The sequence below is a fragment of the Treponema sp. J25 genome (genome assembly GCF_004343725.1).
In the GTDB taxonomy this organism is placed as follows: Bacteria; Spirochaetota; Spirochaetia; order Treponematales; family Breznakiellaceae; genus J25.
The window spans coordinates 1-21,764 of sequence record NZ_PTQW01000021.1 but is presented as its reverse complement, the minus strand read 5'-3'; the positions used below and the strand labels follow the sequence as shown (position 1 = coordinate 21,764).

The following is a 21,764-nucleotide window of genomic DNA, read 5'->3' as shown; positions in this document are numbered from 1 at the left end:
GATCATGAAAGAGCATAATAAGGAAAGGGAAAAACCATGTCAGCCTTTGATGTGATTATCCTGGGGGGTGGCCCGGCGGGTTATCAGGCGGCAGAGCGCCTAGGGAGCCACCATCGTAAGGTATTGTTGATAGAACCTCAGTTTTTAGGGGGCACCTGTCTTAATGTGGGGTGTATCCCCACCAAGACGCTCCTCCATAGTGCAAAGCTCTACTTCCATAGCCGAGATGCGGGATCCTTTGGCGTAACCGTGGAAGGGCTTCGCTATGATTGGGAGACCATGCAGGGCTGGAAAGAAGAGGTGGTGACAAAGCTCCGGGAAGGGATTGCCTTCCAGATGAAACGGTCTGGTGTCGCCGTGATAGAAGGGTGGGGTAGGTTGATATCTCCACCTCGAGGAACGGAGCCTGCCCGTGTCCAGATTAGCCAGGGGGAAAAGGCCGGAGAAGAATACAGCGCCCTCGCGGTGCTCGTGTGTACCGGTTCAGTACCAATAATACCCCCTATTCCCGGGATCCAGAATAACCCCGCCGTTGTGGATTCTACGGGGCTTTTAGATAGTAGGGATCCTCCCCAGAGCTTAGTAGTAGTGGGAGGGGGAGTCATCGGGGTTGAGTTTGCTGGTCTCTTCTCAGCCCTCGGGGTGCCTGTCACGGTAATTGAAATGACCGATGAGATTCTCCCCTTTATGGATCGAGAATTGGCGCCCCTGCTTCGAAAATCCCTTAAGGGAGTGGATTTTCGTCTCGGTTTTAGGGTGGAGAAAATTGAAGGGAATACGCTTGCGTATACGAATCGGGAAGGAAAGAGCGAACAGCTCACCGCAGACCGAATCCTTATGGCAGTAGGACGCCGTGCCCAAACCCAGGGATGGGGAGCTGAAACGGTTGGCCTTGACGTAGGTCCCCAGGGAGTTGTGGTGGATGAATGGATGCGCACCAATATACCGGGTATCTGGGCGGCGGGGGACGTGACGGGGAGGAGCCTGCTTGCCCACGGAGCCTACAGGATGGCCGATGTGGCATCCCAGGATATCCTGACCTATCTTGAGGGGGCCTCCCCTCGGCGGGGAACGTTCCGTATGCGGTGGGGGGCCATCCCCTGGGTGGTATATGGAATAAACGAAGCGGCAGGGGTTGGCCTTACTGAACAGGATGCCCAACGGCAGGGGATCCCTTACAAAAAGGTAACGGTGCCCCTCAAGGTTTCGGGTCGCTTTGTGGCAGAAAATGGCTTTGGAATCCCCGGCACTTGCAAAGTTCTGGCGGACCCCCATAAAGGCCGTATCCTGGGAATTCACCTGGTGGGTCCCTATGCGTCGGAAATTATCTGGGGGGCCGCCCTCATCCTTGAACAGGAACTCCGTATTCAGGATGTCCGGGAATTAATTTTTCCTCACCCCACAGTTTCAGAGGTGCTGCGAGATGCGGTGTGGGCCTTTGAATAAAAAATAGGAGGATGTTTATGCCAAAATCCATAGTGATAGATCCCAAAGAGGTACGAAAAAAGGGTACTTTAAAAATCGAATCGATCCCTCTTAATTCTTATACGAGCGATCTCTCAAGGGAATTGAAAGAGTATGGCAAGGAAGGGCTTATTCACATCTGGTACGATATGGTGACCATTCGTACCTTTGAAAGCATGTTGAATGCCATAAAGACTACCGGTTCCTGGGAGGGAATATCGTATACCCATAAGGGCCCGGCCCATCTTTCAATAGGACAAGAAGCCGCCGCTGTTGGTCAGTGTGTGCATCTGGGCCCAGAGGATTTTATTTTTGGGAGCCATCGCAGTCATGGGGAAATCCTTGCCAAGTGTTATTCAGCTCTTCGAAAGATTGAAGAACGCCAGCTCGAAAAGATAATGAAACAGTACCTTGGTGGAGAAACCCTTTCCTATGCCGAACGGATACCATATACGAATATCCGGGACCTGGCAGAAAATTTTGTGCTTTTTGGCACCCTGGCTGAGATATTCGCCCGAAAGGCTGGTTTTAATCGCGGCCTTGGGGGCTCTATGCATGCCTTTTTTACTCCCTTTGGTTCCATGCCTAATAACGCCATTGTGGGAGGTTCTGCGGACATCGCCACCGGCGCGGCCCTGTACAAACGGATAAACCGGAAACCGGGAATTGTTATTGCCAACATTGGAGATGCATCGATGGGCTGTGGCCCCGTATGGGAAGCCATGATGTTGGCTTCGATGGATCAGTATCGGACCCTCTGGCCAAAGGAAATAGGTGGGTCCCCGCCTATTCTCTTTAATTTCTTCAATAACTTTTACGGTATGGGTGGCCAGACCATGGGAGAAACCATGGGCTACCAGGTCCTGGCCCGGGTAGGCGCGGGGGTAAATCCCGAAAACATGCACAGTGAACGGGTCGATGGGTATAACCCCCTCGCCGTAGCCGATGCGATTAAACGAAAAAAGGAAATTCTGCTTGCTGGCAAAGGACCGGTTCTCCTGGATACCCTTACCTACCGGATTTCGGGACATTCCCCCTCGGATGCATCGAGTTACCGGACTGCCGAGGAAATTAAGCTCTGGCAAGAGGCGGATTCTATTGCCTGGTATGGAAAGTACCTGGTAGAAGGCGGTGTGGTAAGCCAGACTGAACTTGACAGCATACAGGGAGCTATTGTGGAAAAGGTCCGGCGAGTATTGGCCCTCGCCGCAGATGATACGGCCTGTCCCCGGGCAACCGGGACGTTTATTGAATCGGTAATGTTTTCTAACGGAAAGGTAGAAAGGTTTGATGAGCGACCAGTGGAACTCTTGCAGCCCCTTGAGGAAAATCCCCGAGTAAAGTCTATTGCAGGTCGGGCTCGGTATGCCCTCGATACCGAGGGAAAACCTCTCCCTAAGAACAGGGTATACCAGTATCGGGATGCCCTTTTTGAGGCCCTGGCCTATCGATTTTCAGTGGATCCTACCATGGCGGCCTGGGGTGAGGAAAACCGTGATTGGGGTGGCGCCTTTGCGGTATATCGGGGCCTTACTGAACTTCTTCCCTATCATCGTCTTTTTAATAGCCCCATTTCGGAAGGAGCCATTGTCGGTGCCGGTGTAGGATATGCCCTGTCGGGTGGGCGAGCAGTGGTGGAACTCATGTATTGCGACTTTATGGGCCGGGCGGGGGATGAAATTTTTAACCAGGCCGCAAAATGGCAGGCCATGTCGGCGGGTCTTTTGAAAATGCCCCTCGTCGTCCGGGTTTCGGTGGGGAACAAGTACGGAGCCCAGCATAGCCAGGACTGGAGTGCCCTGGTGGCCCACATCCCCGGCCTCAAGGTAATGTTCCCTGCTACCCCTTATGATGCCAAGGGAATGCTTAATCTGGCCCTGCGAGGAACCGATCCGGTGATTTTCTTTGAAAGCCAGTTGCTCTATGATATGGGAGAACTCTTTGTTCCTGGTGGTGTCCCTGAAGGGTACTATGAGATTCCCGAAGGGGAACCCATTGTTCGTCGTCCAGGTCAGGATCTTACCATTGCGACCCTGGGAGCTACCCTCTATCGGGCCCTGGATGCAGCAAAGCTCCTGGAGGAACGATGGGGTCTTTCTGCGGAAGTCATCGACCTGCGGTTTATCAATCCCTTAAAATACGATCTTCTTGTGGAGTCGGTGCAAAAAACGGGGCGGCTTCTGCTGGCAAGCGATGCGGTGGAACGGGGAAATTTCTTGCATACCGTGGCCAGTATGGTACAAACCCTGGCGTTTGATTACCTCGATGCGCCAGTGGCGGTGGTCGGAAGCCGCAATTGGATTACCCCTGCGGCAGAAATGGAAAGCCTCTATTTCCCCCAGGTGGAATGGATAGTGGATACCATTCATGAACGGATTCTTCCCTTGCCGGGGTATCGACCGACAACCGTGCAAACTCGGGGAGATCTGGCTCGTCGGTATCGTATGGGAGTATAGGGGGCCCTTATGGAACCTATTCAACCATGTCGGGAAGGCCCTAGGGAAGCGAAAGTCAGAGAACAGCAGGAACTGCTTGAACGAATTGATACCCCCTTTTCTACTAGGGAAGAACGGCTGCGAGCCCTCGTGCTATACCTTGAAGGATGTAACGGGGAAGCGGAACGAAAGCTTACCTCATCTTCTCAGGAAGAAGTTCAGGAAGTAAACAACCATATTCACACGGTGTATAGCTTTAGTCCCTATACTCCGACCATGGCAGCCCTGCGGGCTTGGGATGCGGGACTAGGAGCGGCTGGCTCGGTAGATCACGATTCGGTAGGCGCTGCAGAAGAAATGAAGGCCGCCTGTGCGCTCGTGGGAATCGGATCCTGTGTAGGCTTTGAAGTTCGGGTCAGTTTTAAAACTGATCGACAGGGGAACTTTACTACTTTCAAGGATCGTAAGATTAACAACCCCGATTCTCCCGGGATTGCCTACATGACGGTACAGGGTATCCCTTCACCATCCCTTGGTGTGGTCCAGCAATTCCTTGATCCTGTCAGAAAGGCCCGCTATCTCCGTAGTCGTCGCATGGTAGAACGGCTTAATGAAAAATTACTTGAAAGTTCACCACTCGGTCCCCTTTCTTTTGAGAGTCATGTGGTGCCCCTCTCCCTCTATCATCGGGGGGGGACCATTACGGAACGACACATTCTAGCTGCTCTGGCCCAGCGATGTATGGCGGTTTTTGGAAGGGGTCAGCCCTTACTTACAGCTTTAGAAGAAGTTTTGCTCGTTCAGGTCCCCCCTCGATTTGTGTCATACCTTTTGGAAGAAAACAATCCCCATTATCTTTACGACCTTCTGGGAATTTTTAAGACCGAAATCCTTCCCCTTATTTATATTGAACCGGACGAGACCGAGTGCCCACCGGTACATAGGGTGGTAGATTTTGCCCGTACTATCGGAGCCATTCCTGCCTATGCGTACCTGGGGGATGTGTCTGAATCTCCGACGGGGGATAAAAAAGCAGAACAGTTTGAAGATTCATATTTGGATGAACTGTTCTCTTTCCTTAAAACAACGGGTTTCCAGGCAGTAACCTACATGCCCCCCCGCAATAGCCGGGAACAACTTCGTCGTGTGCAAAGGCTCTGTGCTGAATATGGATTTATGGAAATATCAGGGGTAGATATCAACAGTTCCCGCCAATCCTTTCGGTGCCCCCAGGTGGTAGAACCAGAGTTTCGCCACCTGGTGGACACTACCTGGGCCCTTATTGCCCATGAACGGCTGGCCTCGGTCCGGCCATCCTTAGGACTTTTTTCGTCAACCAATCCCTGGAAAGAGCTTTCGCTTAAAGAACGACTTGACCGTTATGCCACAATTGGGAAAGGCCTGGACCGGAAGGAACCAGAAAAAAGTGCCCACCAGTGGGCAGAGCGAATCGAACAAGGAGGATGGCATGGGTGATCTTGAAATCCTATTAGCTCCCTTTGTCCGGGGCCTCTATCTTGATAGGTTACGGTATTCGGTTTTAGTCCAGGGGCGTCCTGTAAAGGAGGTTCCCCCATCGGTACCCCTGGTAGAGGTACCGGTACTCCCGCAGGAAAAAAATCCCGCAGAGGGAATCCCTGAGGGGAGTACAGAAAAACAAAGCGTGTCGGCGAAACTCCAGGGTCCGAAAGGGGGGACCTTCGAGACTTCGTTGGCGGCCCGCCGGCAGGAATGGGAAGAGGGGGTCACCAAAAAACTTAGAGAGGCTTTCTCTGGATTTACTGATGGACCTGCTCCAGGGAAAAAACTTTCTGGATCCCGCTCAAAGGGACAGGAAGGAACCGCCCTCACAGAAAATCGGGCGGCTCCTTCCCCTGCCGCCGGGGATGAAGGAAACGGCGGTTTTACTTCTTTGTTGGCCCTTCGCTGTGGCAATGATCTTTTTTGCTTCTGGGTCGATACAGACTACGATCGGCTCTGCCGGCGGGCCGCTACAGAGGACTTCTCCTCATTGGAGCTTGTTCTGTCAAAGGAAGACACCCCAGGACAAGAACCCGCAACAAATACTCAATGGGAGAAGCCCGGGCCGCCGCATATGAAAGAAGGGGAGGCCGACAACGTTACTCTTCTTTCTATCGATGCGGTGGCGCCACTATGTGCCCGGGCAGAGGGGCGAAACCAGGTTGTTGCCGGCCGTGTAGCCCTGGTTACTGGTGGCGCCCAGGGCTTCGGAGAAGAACTCGTCCGCGGGCTCGCCGCTTCGGGGGCCCTGGTGTATATCGCTGATATGAACCTGGAAAAAGCCAAAGCCCTTTCGGAGACAATAAATCGTGCTCTCAACAAAAAAATTACCATTCCCGTTTTTTGTAATGTGGCAGAAGAAAGGTCAGTGCGGGATCTTTTTGAGCTTGTAAGCCAGCAAACGGGAGGACTGGATATTTGTGTCAGTAATGCGGGGATTCTCCGAGCTGGGAGCGTACTTGATCAATCCCTTGAAGATTTTGATCAGGTAACTCGAGTGAATTATACGGCTTTTTTCTTGGTGACCAAGTATGCAGCGCAGGTGCTTCGTCGTCAGGCTCTTATGGCCCCTTACTGGTATACGGATATAGTTCAAATTAACTCTAAATCAGGGCTTGAAGGGTCTAACAAGAACGGCGCCTATGCGGGGAGTAAATTTGGAGGAATTGGCCTGGTGCAGAGTTTTGCCCTAGAACTGGTAGAGTATAACATAAAGGTGAATGCCATCTGTCCTGGTAACTTTTTTGATGGGCCCCTCTGGTCTGACCCTGAACGGGGGCTCTTTGTTCAATATTTACGGGCCGGGAAGGTCCCGGGGGCGAAGACCGTGCAGGATGTGCGGGCCTTTTATGAAGCCAAGATTCCTATGAAACGGGGCTGTACGGGGCCAGACGTACTCAAAGCCCTTTATTACATCGTGGAACAGGAATATGAAACGGGTCAGGCTGTGCCGGTAACGGGGGGACAGGTGATGCTCCACTAAGAAAGGGGGTGCCTATGGAATATGCCATTGCGGTTTTTGATATTGGAATGACCAATAAACGATTGGCGATTTACGATGAAAACTTGAACCAATTGGAGGCGGTATACCGGACGTTTCAGCCAGTAGAAAGGGGGGGTATACCCTGTCATGATCTTGAGGGAATAGAAAAGTGGTTTATAGAAGAATTGAGGAAGGTTGCCCAAAAATATCCGATTGTGGCTCTTTCGGTATCAACCCATGGGGCGACCTTTGTGGGTGTGGATAAAAAAGGGAAACCCGTACTTCCCTGCGTTTTATACACCCACGAGCCGGGACCTTCCTTCCACACCGAATTTTATAAGCGTTTTGGTAATCCCATCGAACTCCAGAAAAGCACTGGCACGCCTCCCTTTGGAGCCCTTATCAATCTTGCCAAGGGAATCTGGTTTGCCCAGCAACAATTCCCTGAAGACTGGTCCCAGGTCAGATATGTCTTGAATTATCCCCAATATTGGGGATTTCGTCTTACAGGACAGGTTGGGGCGGAAGGGACCTATACGGGCTGCCACACCTATCTGTGGGATTGGGAGCGCCAGGACTGGTCTTCGGTGGCCCGAGCGTTGGGGCTCCTTCCTCTACTGCCGTCTCACCTGCAAAATTCCTGGGATATCTTGGGAACCCTGAATCCAGAGATAGCGCGGCTCACAGGGCTTTCCCCAAATGTTCTGGTTACCATGGGTATTCATGACTCCAATGCGGCCCTTCTTCCTCATTTTGCAAAGAAGGGGAAAACCGGCTTTGTGCTCAATTCTACCGGTACCTGGTGTGTCATCATGAACCCGATGGATACCTATGGATTCAATCCCGAAGATCTGGGAAAGGTGGTGTTTTTTAATCAGTCTGCTTTTCGCAGTCCCGTAAAAACCGCCATTTTTCTCGGTGGTTTTGAGTTTGAGCAATGGTCTTCCTTGTTGATGCGCTTATACGGCCGGTCTGACATTCCTCCCTTTGAGCCTGGACGGTACCAGCGACTCCTTTCAGAGCGATCTGTCTTTGTGCTTCCTGAACTTACCCCCGGTTCGGGACAGTACCCTCAGTCCCGAGCCCGTCTTGTGGTAAAGGGCTATTCCTATGAATACGAGGAACTTGTAAAGATGGCAGGGCTACCAGGATCGGTGCCCATCCAAGAAAGGGAAAAACAGAGCTCAACGCAAGAAAACTTCAATGCCTCTGGACGAGGGCCATTGGCAGGATTTCCCTATGAGGATGCTATTGCGGCTCTCCGAATAGGACTGGTGATGCAAAGTCTTACTGCCCTGGAACGGGTGGTGCTTCGGTCTTCTCAGCCGATCTTTGTGGAGGGAGGCTTCCGAAAAGATCACGCCTATAATCACCTGCTTTCCGCAGCTCTCCCCGGGAATCCTCTTTTTTTGACAGATATTGCCGAAGCCAGTGCCTTTGGAGCTGCTATGATCGCCAAAATGGCTTATGCCGGCAAGGGACTTTCTGATTTGTCGGAAGATTTTGTGGTTGAGTACCGGGAAGTCCCCAAAGAATCCTATAAAGAAATAGGGGACTATCGAAAAGCCTGGGAACGGTGGATCCGGGGCTAGGGGAAAATACGTATCACCAATGAGGAGGGTACCATGAAAACAAAGGCGGTCCGTTTGTACGGAGTTAACGATTTACGGCTTGAGGAATTTGAACTCCCTGAACTTCGGGACGATGAGATCCTGGCCCGGGTAGTAACCGATTCGGTCTGTATGTCTACCCATAAGCTTGCCATGCAGGGAACTTCCCATAAGCGGGTCCGTCATGACCTCGCGAAGGAACCGGTGATGGTGGGGCACGAATTCTGTGGGGTTATCGAGAAGGTGGGTAAAAAATGGCAGGGCCGTTTTAAGGAGGGTTCTAAATTTGCAATTCAACCGGCTCTGAATTATCAAGGGACCCTCTGGGCGCCGGGTTATTCCTATCAATATATCGGCGGAGATGCCACCTACGTGATTATTCCCCCTGAAGTAATGGAAATGAACTGCCTATTGGATTATCAGGGGGACAACTTCTTTATGGGATCATTGGCGGAACCGGTCTCCTGTATTGTGGGAGCCTTCCACGCCCAGTATCATACTTCTCCCGGATCGTATGTTCATGAAATGGGTATAAAAGAAGGGGGAAGCCTCGCCCTCCTTGCAGGAGTGGGACCGATGGGGCTCGGGGCCATCGATTATGCCCTTCATAATCCTCGCAAACCCCGGTACATCGTCGTTACTGATATTGATGAGGCCCGTCTCAGCCGGGCTCAGGAACTGTTGAGCCCCGCTGAAGCCCAGCGCCTGGGTATTACCCTTCATTATGTAAACACCCGGGACCTGCCAGATCCGGTAGACCATTTGGTGAGCCTGAACGGGGGCAAAAAGTTTGATGATGTGTTTGTCTTTGCACCAGTCCGGGCCCTGGTGGAAATGGCGGATCGGCTCCTGGGGCATGATGGGTGTCTCAATTTCTTTGCGGGTCCCACGGATCCTGCTTTTTCGGCCCAACTGAACTTTTATGACGTCCATTATGAATCCCATCACCTCGTAGGTACCAGTGGGGGGAATACGGAAGACATGATCGAATCTCTGGAGATGATGTCCCGGGGCTTGTTAAATCCGGTTTTCATGATAACCCACGTGGGGGGACTGAATGCGGTGCCCGATACGGTGATTCACCTTGATAAAATCCCCGGTGGAAAAAAGCTGATCTATACCCATAAAAAGTTGGACCTAGTGGCAATCACAGATTTTGCCGAACGGGGGAAGACGGATCCTTTCTACGCCGAACTTGCCCGGATCTGTGCAAAACACGGGAACCTGTGGAGTCGAGAGGCGGAAGAGTATTTGTTGCAGCACGCTCCGGATATTTAGGGTTCCGGTGGCCCAGAGGGGATGATATTCGATGAAACTGCGGGGAAAGTTCGTAATTATCAATTTTCTTGTTTTTTCTGGAATGCTGGTGGTGGTGTTACTTTCCTTGAGGATCCAGTTTCAACTGCAGGCCCTTTCCGGGGCCATGAAAGAGGGGCAGGCTCTTCTTGAACAGACAAGAAAAATCCGCCATCTTACCAAAGATGCCATGATTGGCGCCTTTGCCCCGGAGGCCTATGGTAATCTGAAGGATATTCTGTATTTTCAGCCCTATCATACCACCCTCCGGGAATGGAAGGAAGCGACCCGCGACTTCCAGCAATTATTTTATTCTTTCATGCGTCATCCTCTTTTATTACAGGTGGTACAGGAACGGAAATTACGCGATGAATACGATACCGCGGAGGTGATGTTCCACAAGGCTCTGGCAAAACTGGAGGGGCTCCAGCAACGATTACAGCGGATACAAAATTCTTCCCTCTGGGGGGAAGATCTCTATATTAAGATCCAGATTTCCAGTGACCCTGATGTGATTGCCCTTTTCGATGAGGCCCGACAAACATCATATTACCTTGTAAATAGTTTTGAAAGTTATTTTAACTATTTTATCGAGACCCTCGAAACGGAGGGGGATCGGGTTCGGGCCGGTATGATGTATACCTTTCTCGGGCTTTCATTGGTAATGGCCTTAATTACTACAGGGATTCCCCTGGTTTTTTCTTCCCGGATTGTTTTTCGGCTCACGAGTCTTAGTAAGGCCCTTTCCCGCCTTTCAGAAGGTGATTTTTCGACGCCCCTTTCTTTTAATGTGCAGGACGAATTTCAGACTCTGGCTCATCAGTTTAATGGATACACTGCACTTTTGCAGGAAAACTTGCGGAGTTTGGTGTTTCTTGCCCGGGGACTTTTAGAAAACCGTCATGAATACGGGGAACTCCAGAGTCTTGATCCTGTTCTGGCAGGCGTTGTGGACCGGTGTGTGCAACTTTTTCCTGCTGAGGGAGGCTTGCTTATTTCTAAAGATGGGGAATCGTTCTTTGGGGGTATTCGGGAAAAGGGGGTAGAAAAAAAGCCTTTTATTTCTTGGCGGAATCTTCCTTTTCCTCTCTCAGAACATCTACAGATGCGTTTTCAGGCTGCTATTAAGGAAGCTCGACGTACCTATCCGGCTATTATTAGCGATGGAGATTCCCAACAGGGTTTCTGGCTAGCGGGGCACCTCCTTGTGGAAGAACAATCGGGAGGATTTTTGCTTCTTTATCGATCTAGCGGGCCCTTTAATGATCTAGAAATAATTCGATTTGAGAATTATTTAGATTTTGCGTCCCTTTTTCTTGCCCATGTGATCATGTCGATGGAATTGATGGAAAAACGGAATGCCGAATATCAGTCCCTTCAGGCTCAGGTGCAACCCCACTTTCTTTACAATGTGTTAAATAGTTTTGTGGCTTTGAATCAAATGGGAGAAAGAGAAGAGCTAGAAAAATCTCTCCTCGCATTAAAAACGCTCCTGCGATACACCGTAGATCATCGGAAGGAAAGCACCCTCGCGGAAGAACTCGACTTTATTGAACGATACCTGGAACTCCAAAAACTCCGATTCCAGCATCGCCTTCGGTGGACTATTGATGTCGATCCAGAAGCGGGTCCGGTACGTATTCCCAAGTTGCTCCTGCATCCTCTGGTGGAAAATGCCCTTATTCATGGAATAGAGCCCAAAGAGGAAGGAGGTACCGTAACAATTCAGATTGAAAAACCAGGCGAAGAACCCAATCGGACCCTCCGCATTATTATTCATGATACAGGGGTCGGTTTCGATCCTCTTACGACTGCGGAAGGAATAGGATTACAGAATGTCAGAAAACGGTTAGAACTGTGGTATTCTTCTCCCCGCTCTCCTATGCCCCAATTTAGCAAAGATTATTTACGGATTGAATCCTATCCAGGTGGTGGAACCACCATAACCCTTATTATGCCGGTGATATCATGAGATACCTTATAGCCGATGACGAACCCCTGGCTCGATACAATATAAGACGTCTCCTTCTTGAGATAGATAGCCATGCATGGATTGAAGAGGTAGAACACGGACGAACCCTGGTACAGGTTCTGCGAGAAAAAACGTTCCATGGGGTTTTTGTGGATATTCGAATGCCAGGGATCGATGGACTTACTGCTATAAATCTCCTTGTCCAAGAAGGATATACCTTCCCCTGGGTGGTTCTTACTAGTTATCCTGAGTTCTCCTATGCCAAAGAAGCCCTGGATCTGGGGGCCTGTGGATATCTTTTAAAACCGGTAGAACGGAAGGATGTAGAAGAAGCTTGCCGAAGATGTTTCGAACAGCTTAAGAAAATAAAAAAAGAACATCTGCAGGACCTTAAAAAAAGGTGGGAGTATTGTTTGTGTTCTTCTGGTCAAAAGGAAAAAATACCGGAAAATCCCCGGATCTGCTATATTCCCCTGGTGTTGGGGGGTGATCTTTTTTCACTCGCCCAGGTGATAGAAGAATATCTTTCTCTCCAGTACGACCCTGATGAAAACCTTGTGATGCGTATCAATATGGAAGGGTATACCCTGGAGTTAATAGGAGAATATCGATCTGAGAAAGGAGAAGAAAATCCCCCTGTCAGAATGGCTGTAAAAGAACGGCTCCGATTGCTTCTAGAAAAAACCGGCCTTCCCTATTATGGCCTTGAGGGTATGGTTGTTCTCCAGTTTGAGGAAGCCCTCGAACAGTTCCCTTCTCTTGAAAAGAATCTTTTCTATGCTCCACTTTTCCCTCAACGGCTGTTCTCGTGGATGACGCTGCGGGAATCCCTTCTTCCCTATGGTTCCCGGGAGTTGGAGGGGGCTCAGTTTTTATATGAGGGCATCATCGCTTTGAAACGTCGGGATGAAGAGAGGGCCCTTGAATGTTTTGTTTCGCTGGGAGAGCTTTTTGAAGATTTTTCGAAGGAACTCCAACAAACGTTCGATCAGTTTTTTCAGACCTTTGTGGAAAAACAGGTCTCTTTAGAATATCTGATAGGGGGTAGGCCGAACATTCCTAGACTTCGAGAACGGCTTGGACTACAGTTCCCTGATCTTTTTAGTGTATCCCAGGCTCTGAAAGATCCCATAAAAGAAATTCAACAATATATGGCAGCACATTTTCGGGAAGAACTCTCCGTAGCCATGCTCGCTCGACGGTATGGTTTTTCTCCAAATTATCTTTCTTCTCTATTTCATCAAAAAACAGGCTACACCTTTATAGAGTATCTAACGTTTTTGCGCCTAGCAAAGGCCCGTCTTTTACTTCGGGAGGGACACTCGGTCAAAGAAACCGCCTGGGAGGTAGGCTATCGGGATGAGAAATATTTTGCCCGGCTCTATCGGGAACATTTTGGGGTTGTTCCTTCTGAAGAAAAGGATGCTGCTGGTAAGAGCGAGCGCTTAAAAAAACTCACCGTAAATAATGGATGAACCCATTCTGTTTCCCTATGCAGGATCCAAAGATGAGGAATTTTTCCATTGATATCGTAGATTTATCCCCCCTTTAGGAGAGATCTCTCCTATATGCGGTACACAAAAGAGGGGCCATACTAAAAGGGTCACCCCTGTGGGTGAAAAATGGTATACCGTAAAGGAGGAAGACATGAAACGGAAAAGTCTCTTACTCTTGGTGCTGCTTATCGCAGGATTCGGGAGTCTTTTTGCAAGTGGAGGGCAGGAAGCCAAGGGTGGTGCTCCTGCCAAGAAAATTCGGATTGCGATTCTTGTAAAAAGCCTAGGAAACGGATTCTTTGAAGCTGTCCGGGATGGGGCTCAGGAGGCTGCAAAGGAACTTGGGAATGTGGAAATTATCTATCAGGGACCCAGTTCTGCTACTGCGGAAGGTCAGATTGAAATTATCAATAATTTGATTGCCCTTAAAGTAGACGCAATTGCGATTTCTGCGAACGATCAGGATGCTCTGGTCCCGGCCGCTAAGAAGGCCATGGAAGCGGGTATCAAGGTTATTTCTTTTGATTCAGGGATTGCTGAAGCAGGGCGTATCCTTCATCTTGCCCCTTCTGATACGGAACTTATTGGGCGCAGCCAGGTACGGCTTTTAGGGGAGATGATTGGCTGGAAAGGGGAAATCGCTATCCTTTCTGCTACCGCCCAGGCTACCAATCAAAATGCGTGGATCGAATACATGAAAAAAGAACTAGCCGAAAATCCCAAATGCAAGGAAATGAAACTTGTTTCGGTCGTATATGGAGATGACTCTTCTGATAAATCCTATCGAGAAGCCCTGGGCTTATTCAAATCTTATCCAAACTTAAAAGGAATCATTGCACCGACTACCGTGGGGGTGGCGGCCACTGCCAAGGCTATCCAGGATCAGGGGCTTACCGGTAAGATTCAACTGACCGGTCTTGGGCTCCCGTCCGAGATGAGGGCCTATGTGGAAGGTGGGGTTTCCAAGGCGATTGCTCTATGGAATCCGATCGATCTTGGTTATACCTCTACGTACATCTGTTACAACCTGGTAACAGGCAAGAATACTGGAAAGGAAGGGGATACTATCTCTGCGGGTCGGATGGGAACCATTAAGGTTGGTCCAAAAGGCCAGGCAATCATGGGTGAACCTTTTACTTTTACCAAAGATAACATCGCGAAGTTCGCGGCTATGTTCTAAGGTTGTTGTGAACTAAATCCTTATAAAGAAAGGAACCGCCCTCTGGTTTGGAAACAATTTTCTGCTTGTTCAGAAACGAGCCAAAGGCGGTTCCTCTATAGAGAAAGGAATATTCATGCAAGGACCGATACTTAGTCTAGAGCATATTTCTATGTATTTTCCGGGAATTAAAGCCCTGGAGGATGTGCATTTTACGGTCCGTCCTGGTGAAGTTCATGCCTTGATTGGGGAAAATGGGGCGGGAAAATCCACCCTTGTAAAAATAATGACCGGGGTGTATCGACCCACAAAAGGTACCATTACCTACCTGGGAAAAAAGGTGGATTTTAAGTCTCCCCAGGAAGCCCAGGCGGCGGGTATCGCTGTAATCCACCAGGAAACCAGTATGTTTGCGGACCTTTCGGTGGCAGAAAACATCTTTATAGGCCATGCCCCTCTCCTGGGGAAAGGTCTTCCTCTCCCGTGGCGGCCCCTTTCTTGGCGGGCCATGCACGAACAAGCTCAGGGGGTGCTTGAAAAATTAGGGATGCCCCTGGATACCCATGCCCTGGTCAAAAATCTTTCTACCGCAGAACGACATCTGGTGGAAATTGCCAAGGCCCTTTCTCGGGAAGCAAAGGTCCTTGTCATGGATGAGCCCACCAGTGCATTGACGTTTCGAGAAACGGAGGAATTATTTTCCCTGGTGCGAAGACTTAAGGCCCAGGGGGTTGCCATTGTCTTTATCTCTCATAAATTTGAAGAAATCTTTGAAATTGCGGACTATTACACGGTTCTCCGGGATGGTTCCTATATTGGAGAAGGGCCTCTCGCAGGAACCACTGAAGAAGAGCTTATTAAAATGATGGTTGGTCGTACCATCGAGCAACTCTTTCCTAAAAAAAATTCCTCCCCTGGAGAAGTTCGGCTAGAGGCGCGAAACCTATCGAAAAGTGGGGTGTTTAAGGATATCTCTTTCCAGGTTCGAGCGGGGGAAATCCTTGGATTCTTCGGCCTTGTTGGTTCGGGACGAAGCGAGGTAATGCAGGCTCTTATTGGGGTTGATTCCTATGATTCAGGGCTCCTTCTCTTGGATGGCCAGGAATGTCGTTTTACAAATCCTGGAGAAGCTATGCACAAGGGGGTGGTATATGTCCCTGAAGACCGTCAACGCCAGGGGGCGGTGCTTACCATGTCAATTATGGAGAACATAACCCTTCCTCAGATTGATGTTTTGTCGCGGATAGGTTTTTTGGATCGAAAGAGAGAATTACAATTCGCGAAAGAGTATGCCCGGTTATTGGAAGTTAAGGCTGCTGGTTTGCAGTACGATGTGCAAACCCTGTCAGGGGGAAATCAACAAAAGGTGGTACTCGCCAAGTGGCTCGCAACTCGTCCTCGGGTACTCATTCTTGACGAACCTACGAAGGGTATTGATGTGGCCACAAAGGCGGCGGTCCATGGCATTATTAGCGATTTGGCTGCTGAGGGAATGGCGGTTATTATGGTGTCTTCAGAACTACCGGAAATCATAGGCATGAGCGATCGGGTGGTGGTAATGCATGAAGGAGTGGTGGCTGGTGTTTTTGAACGGAAAGACTATAAAGAAGAACTAATTATGAAAGCTGCCATGGGAACAAAAGTGTCACATCAAAAGGAGCTTGTCCACCATGGGTAACTGGATACAGCGACGGGAAGTAACGTTAACAATTATCATTTTTCTTTTTATTGGGCTAGTAAGCCTGCGGGCTCCAGGATTTGCCCTTCCTTCTAATATGTACGATGTTCTTAATGATACGGCGGTGCTCATGCTGGCTGCGACGGCCCAGTTCCTCGTTCTTTTAACGGGGGGAATCGATCTTTCTATCCCATCAATAATGGCTCTAACGGGTATGAGCCTTGCCATGCTTAACATGAAGGTTCCTTTGCTACCGATTCCAGTGGTAGTTGCCCTTGCCATTCTAGTGGGGCTTATCCAGGGAGGACTCAATGGATTGTTTGTAGGAGTTCTCCGAATTCCCTCCATTATTACTACCCTTGGAACCATGGCGATGTATCGAGCCTTGGTTTTTCTTCTTTCAGGGGGACAGTGGGTAAGTGCCCACGAGATGGCCGAATCCTTTAAAAACATCCCTCATACACCTTTTTTGGGGATAAGCGGGATATTGTGGTATACCGCCATAGTGGTATGTCTGGTAGGGATTTTTTTAACCTACAGTCGGTGGGGGCGTTTCGTGTATGCGGTGGGAGGAAATCGAACAGCGGCCCGGCTTGTAGGTATTTCAGGCAGCAAAGTTGATGGTCTTGTTTTTCTGTTAAGTGGTGCTATTTCAGGGTTGGCGGGACTCCTGTATGTAACCCGCTATGCCGCGGCTCAGACCGATTCGGCCCTGGGATATGAATTACAGGCCGTAGCCGCCTGTGTGATTGGAGGGGTTTCTGTGAGTGGAGGTTCGGGGACTATCCTGGGGGTGGTTCTGGGAGCTTTTTTTCTGGGTCTTTTATATAACGCCCTCACGGTGGTCAATCTTTCACCTTTTTATCAGATGGCTCTCCAGGGCTTCGCAATCCTTGTGGCTATTGTGGCTAACACGGTGGTAAATCAAAAAAATCAGAAAACGATGGTTGCTAAAAGGAAGCTGATATGAAAGTGGAAGGTCTTGGGATTCAGGAACAGCGTATATTATATTCTCGGGGCTGGCAGGAGCGATTGTTTAATCTTTTTCGAAGCTGGGAGGTGGTCCTTACTATCATTTTTTTTGTAGTGATGGCCGTTGGGGCCTCCCTTTCTCCTTTCTTTCTTGATTGGGGAAATCTTCTAGAAACCACCTTTAACTTTACTGAAAAGGCGATTATTGCCCTTCCCATGATGTTTATCATTCTTTGTGGGGATATCGATGTCTCGGTAGGGTCTATCGTGGCGTTGGCCTCTCTTGCAATGGGAGCTGCAGCCCAGGCCCAAATGCCAACCCCGGTATTGGTGGTTGTGGGGCTCATGGTGGGGCTTGCAGCAGGGATGCTTAATGGTTTTCTTATCACTCGCTTTGGGATTCCTGCAATTGCGGTTACCATTGGTACCCAGTCTCTCTTTCGAGGAATTTCTCAGGCCGTTCTGGGGGATCAGGCCTATACCCAGTATCCAGCGGATTTCGCCTATTTGGGACAGGGATATTTCCCGGGGACCCACGTACCGTTCCAGCTTGTCCTGTTCTTGGTGCTGGCCACTGGTACAGGGATCCTGCTCCATCGTACCACCTTTGGTCGCAAGGTGTATGCCATTGGGAGAAATCCTGTGGCCTCTCGTTTTTCGGGTGTACCAGTAGATACCATCCGCTTTTTAATTTTCTCCTGGGCTGGCCTTTTTTCAGGTCTTGCCGCTATTTTGTTAACCAGCCGTATTGGTTCTACTCGACCCAACATAGCCATGGGATTTGAACTTGATGCAATTACCTCGGTAGTGTTGGGTGGAGTGGCAATTACTGGTGGTTTTGGAGGTATCTATGGAGTAGTACTGGCGAATTTTCTCCTGGGGTACCTCAAATTCGCCATGGGGCTCGTCAATATTCCCGGTCGAGTTATGAATTTCGTAACGGGGGCCCTGCTGATTCTTTCGGTTATCATCGGGGAAACCTTTAAACGATTGCGAAAAGGGAGGTAAAGAGTGAAACGACATGCCTTTGTGATGTACCTTAAGCCGGGCTGCCAGGAAGAGTATAAGCGACGGCATGATGCCATCTGGCCCGAACTTAAGGCGGAACTCCGAAAAGCGGGGATTTCCGATTATTCAATTTATCTGGAACCCAAGACGAATCTTCTCTTTGCGTTCCAGTATCTAGCCGATGATGCCACTGATGGGGAGCTTCCTAAGAATCCGGTAGTGCAAAAATGGTGGCACATGATGAAGGATCTCATGGAAACCAATCCTGACGAGTCACCGGTCGCGGAAGATCTCATCGAAATGTTTCATATGGATTAGGGGTACCCATGGGTATTACAGAGTTAGTACAGTTATCCCGCTGGTATGGATCTACTCCCGGCTATGTCATTGGAGGTGGTGGAAATACTTCATATAAAGAAGGTTCTATTCTGTATATAAAAGGGTCGGGCACATCCCTCGCAACGATAGATGAAGCTGGTTTTGTTCGCATGGATCGGGAACGTCTTAGGTCCATCTGGCTTCGTTCCTATAGCACGAATGCCTCGGAACGGGAAGTCCAAGTATTGGGTGATTTAATGGCTGCTCGTCTCCCTGGGGAAGAACATAAACGGCCCAGTGTAGAAACCCTGCTCCACGACCTTTTGCCCTTTGCTTACGTGGTTCATACCCATCCCGCGCTGGTAAATGGTCTTACCTGTGCTCAACTCGGTGAAACGGTGGCCCATCGTCTTTTTGGGGAACAGGCTCTCTGGATTCCCTACACAGACCCGGGGTATGTTCTTTCATGCAAGGTTCGAGAGATACTGGATAGTCGGGGCCGGGAAGGTAAGGCAATTCCGCCTATTTCGTTTTTGGAAAACCATGGCGTTTTTGTGGGAGGATCTAGCCCGGAAGAAATTCGGCAGATCTATGATGGTATTATGAGCACCCTGGAAATGGCTCTGAGGCGTCGCCCTGATGGTAAGAGTCTTCCGGTAGATCCAGCTACGATAGAACAAATTCAGGAACGTTTGAAAACGTTGGTGGCACCTCCTCATATCCCTGGTGGTTTTTCAGAGACACAAGAAGAGAAAAGCCGAGAAAGAGAAGATGCTCCTCTTTTTGTGGCTGCTAGAAATACGCGGGAATTGGAATTCCGTGCTCAAACTGAAACTACTTTTTCTCCCCTGGCAGGGGCTTTCACACCTGACCATATCGTGTATGCAGGACCTGAGCCCCTGTATGTGCCTACTCTAGAGGAATTGTCTCCTCGCTGGGAATCGTATTACCGTCGATATAACCGTTCTCCTAAAATAATAGTAGTCCGGGGCATTGGGGCCTTTGGCATGGGAAATACCGAAAAGGCGGCTCATTTGGCGGTGGCCCTGTTTATGGATAGTTTGGAAATTGCTGCTTATGCCGAATCCTTTGGGGGGAGTAAACTCCTTACCAGAGAACAGGTTGCCTTTATTCTAAATTGGGAGGTGGAGCAATACCGGAGTCAAGTTTCGACCCGTTAGGAAGGGAAGAAAAGGTATGTCCTGTCCGATAGCCTAATATTAAAGGGAGAAAATCCCATAAGAACAAGGAGAAGATTAATTATGGAAAGAACACAGCAGACCTCGATAGAAAAGGCCTATGAAATTGCTAAGGAAATTTATGCAAGTTATGGGGTGGATACGGATCAGGCGATAACCCAAACGCTGGCGGTTCCCCTTTCGCTTCATTGTTGGCAGGGAGACGATGTGGTAGGCTTTGAAGGAAGCGATTCCTTGTCCGGCGGAGGAATCCTTGCCACCGGTAATTATCCTGGCCGGGCCCGAAACGGAGATGAACTTCGTCAAGATGCTTCCTTTGCCTTTTCCCTTATTCCCGGGAAAAAACGTTTTAATCTCCATGCCATGTATGCGGAAACTGGTGGCAAAAAGGTAGATCGGGATGAGCTAGAACCAGAACATTTTAAAAAATGGATTGATTGGGCTCAGGAACAACAGATAGCCCTGGACTTTAATCCTACCTTTTTTTCTCATCCTAAAGCATCTTCAGGATATACCTTAGCCCATCCAGATAATGCTATTCGACAGTTTTGGGTTCGTCATGGGAAAGCCTGTCGGCGTATTGCGGCTTACCTGGGAAAGACCCTTAATGAGCCCTGTATCGATAACATCTGGATCCCTGATGGTTCAAAGGATCTTCCCCTGGATCGGCTCGGACCGCGGGAGCGGCTTTTCGACTCCCTGAATGAAATCCTTAAGGAATCCTATCCTGCTGGACACATCATAGACACCGTGGAGAGCAAGCTTTTTGGGATCGGGAGCGAAGCCTACGTGGTGGGTTCCCATGAATTTTATATGGGCTATGCGGTGCAACGTCAAATAGGGCTTTGTCTTGATATGGGGCATTTTCATCCGACTGAGACAATCCACGATAAAATCTCTGCCTTAAGTCTTTTCGTCCCAACGGTGCTTCTCCACATAAGCCGGGGAATTCGCTGGGATTCGGATCACGTCGTTTTGTATTCCGACGATGTGCGGGATGTCTGCCGGGCGGTGGTTCGGGCTAATTTAGTGAACCGGGTTGCCTTTGCCCTGGACTTTTTTGATGCCTCGATTAATCGGATTGCTGCTTGGGTGATTGGGGCCCGTAGTTTCCGTCTGGCCTTGCTGGAAGCGTTCCTTGAGCCGGTTAACCAAATTCGGAAGGCCGAAATGGGGGGAAAACTCCACGAACGCCTTGCCCTTATGGAAGAAGCAAAGACCCTTCCTTTCACGGCGGTTTGGGATTATCTGTGTTATCGGGAACATATCCCCAATGGTCCTACCTGGCGATCCCAGGTAGAACGGTACGAACGGGAGGTACTTTCTCATCGAAGATAGTATTTTATTGTATGACTTACTACTTCTTTTAATCTTGTTTATTCTATGTTAGAATACTTATATGAACATTCGAGCAAAACTAGTTGCCCTAGTGGTCGCGGTGGTGGCCCTGGTTCTCGGGGCCTCTTCTCTTTATGTGGTGATGCAGGCCCCTGTTGAACGGATAGAATCAGAACGGCGAATCCTGGATACGGTCAAAAATGGCATGTACAACCTTTCTATCGAAACGAATCGGCTCAGTACGGCCATGTTTAGCCGAAGTAAGCTTCGTTTTGAGGAAGCCCAGAATCGTTATAGAGAGGTTTTTACGAGGATAAACGAGGTTTCCTATTTGCGGCGGGACGCTACTTTACGGGAAGCCCTGGAGATTATCGAGCGACTTCAGAAGTTAAACGAAGAAAATCTTAAAAATGTGGACCAAATTTTTAAAGAGCTTTATGCCAATACGGAAGAACTTTTCGTCTCGGTAGATCGAATGACTTTCCGTCGAATTCTTACCGATGACCCTCTTAATAAGGATGGCAATCTCCGGATGCAGGCCCTTTTCAACTTGAACCGTCTTGAATCGGCCATCGGTATTTTAAACGATAGTCTTGATTCTTCCATCAAGGTGATTGATGAACAGAGCCTGGTTATCGATGACCGTATAGCCCAGATACGGCGCCAGTCCCTCTTTGTTACCCTGGGGGTTATTGCGGTGTTTGTGGTGCTTACCACCGTAGCGGCCCTGCTGTTTTCCGGTACCATTGCACGGAGTGTAGTATCGATCGTGGGGGGTATTCGCTCCCTGAGTGAGGGGGATCTGACGGTAGAAC

General features: G+C 49.5%; 16 protein-coding genes. All 16 read left to right on the top strand.

Going from position 1 to position 21,764, the window contains the following annotated elements; translation table 11 throughout:
• Positions 1-36 precede the first annotated feature (36 nt).
• On the top strand, positions 37-1,446 hold the full coding sequence (lpdA, locus tag C5O22_RS07555) for a dihydrolipoyl dehydrogenase (protein ID WP_132780609.1): 1,410 nt from the start codon (positions 37-39) through the stop codon (positions 1,444-1,446).
• A gap of 17 nt (positions 1,447-1,463) precedes the next feature.
• Complete coding sequence (locus tag C5O22_RS07550; protein ID WP_132780608.1) at positions 1,464-3,920, top strand: alpha-ketoacid dehydrogenase subunit alpha/beta; 2,457 nt, start codon at positions 1,464-1,466, stop codon at positions 3,918-3,920.
• A 9-nt stretch (positions 3,921-3,929) separates the two neighbouring features.
• Complete coding sequence (locus tag C5O22_RS07545) at positions 3,930-5,375, top strand: PHP domain-containing protein (RefSeq protein ID WP_132780607.1); 1,446 nt, start codon at positions 3,930-3,932, stop codon at positions 5,373-5,375.
• Positions 5,368-6,903: an SDR family NAD(P)-dependent oxidoreductase gene (locus tag C5O22_RS13810; protein ID WP_486389493.1), complete on the top strand. Its 1,536-nt coding sequence runs from the start codon at positions 5,368-5,370 to the stop codon at positions 6,901-6,903. The genes C5O22_RS07545 and C5O22_RS13810 overlap by 8 nt, the downstream gene beginning before the upstream one ends.
• A gap of 14 nt (positions 6,904-6,917) precedes the next feature.
• The gene (locus C5O22_RS07535; protein WP_132780606.1) at positions 6,918-8,495 is read left to right on the top strand and encodes an FGGY-family carbohydrate kinase; all 1,578 of its coding nucleotides are present in this window, start codon (positions 6,918-6,920) and stop codon (positions 8,493-8,495) included.
• 33 nt (positions 8,496-8,528) lie between these two features.
• On the top strand, positions 8,529-9,791 hold the full coding sequence (locus C5O22_RS07530; protein ID WP_132780605.1) for a zinc-binding dehydrogenase: 1,263 nt from the start codon (positions 8,529-8,531) through the stop codon (positions 9,789-9,791).
• Between the two features lie 31 nt (positions 9,792-9,822).
• Entirely contained in the window at positions 9,823-11,781 is a 1,959-nt protein-coding gene (locus C5O22_RS07525; RefSeq protein ID WP_132780604.1) for a histidine kinase, read from the top strand.
• Entirely contained in the window at positions 11,778-13,256 is a 1,479-nt protein-coding gene (locus C5O22_RS07520; RefSeq protein ID WP_132780603.1) for a helix-turn-helix domain-containing protein, read from the top strand. Before C5O22_RS07525 ends, C5O22_RS07520 begins: the two co-directional genes overlap by 4 nt.
• A 172-nt stretch (positions 13,257-13,428) precedes the next feature.
• Complete coding sequence (gene rhaS / locus C5O22_RS07515) at positions 13,429-14,457, top strand: rhamnose ABC transporter substrate-binding protein (RefSeq protein WP_132780602.1); 1,029 nt, start codon at positions 13,429-13,431, stop codon at positions 14,455-14,457.
• Between the two features lie 115 nt (positions 14,458-14,572).
• Positions 14,573-16,114 (top strand): sugar ABC transporter ATP-binding protein, encoded by a 1,542-nt coding sequence (locus C5O22_RS07510; RefSeq protein WP_132780601.1) that lies wholly within the window; start codon positions 14,573-14,575, stop codon positions 16,112-16,114.
• Positions 16,107-17,084: an ABC transporter permease gene (locus C5O22_RS07505; protein WP_132780600.1), complete on the top strand. Its 978-nt coding sequence runs from the start codon at positions 16,107-16,109 to the stop codon at positions 17,082-17,084. The genes C5O22_RS07510 and C5O22_RS07505 overlap by 8 nt, the downstream gene beginning before the upstream one ends.
• The gene (locus tag C5O22_RS07500; RefSeq protein WP_132780599.1) at positions 17,081-18,094 is read left to right on the top strand and encodes an ABC transporter permease; all 1,014 of its coding nucleotides are present in this window, start codon (positions 17,081-17,083) and stop codon (positions 18,092-18,094) included. Before C5O22_RS07505 ends, C5O22_RS07500 begins: the two co-directional genes overlap by 4 nt.
• A gap of 3 nt (positions 18,095-18,097) precedes the next feature.
• Positions 18,098-18,412, top strand: coding sequence for an L-rhamnose mutarotase (gene rhaM / locus C5O22_RS07495; protein ID WP_132780598.1), 315 nt, complete (start codon positions 18,098-18,100; stop codon positions 18,410-18,412).
• Positions 18,413-18,420: 8 nt separating this feature from the next.
• Complete coding sequence (locus tag C5O22_RS07490) at positions 18,421-19,593, top strand: class II aldolase/adducin family protein (RefSeq protein WP_132780597.1); 1,173 nt, start codon at positions 18,421-18,423, stop codon at positions 19,591-19,593.
• 81 nt (positions 19,594-19,674) lie between these two features.
• Positions 19,675-20,949 (top strand): L-rhamnose isomerase, encoded by a 1,275-nt coding sequence (locus tag C5O22_RS07485; protein ID WP_132780596.1) that lies wholly within the window; start codon positions 19,675-19,677, stop codon positions 20,947-20,949.
• Positions 20,950-21,010: 61 nt separating this feature from the next.
• Positions 21,011-21,764, top strand: a 754-nt coding sequence (locus C5O22_RS07480) for a hypothetical protein (protein WP_132780595.1), incomplete at its 3' end; no start/stop codon positions are given.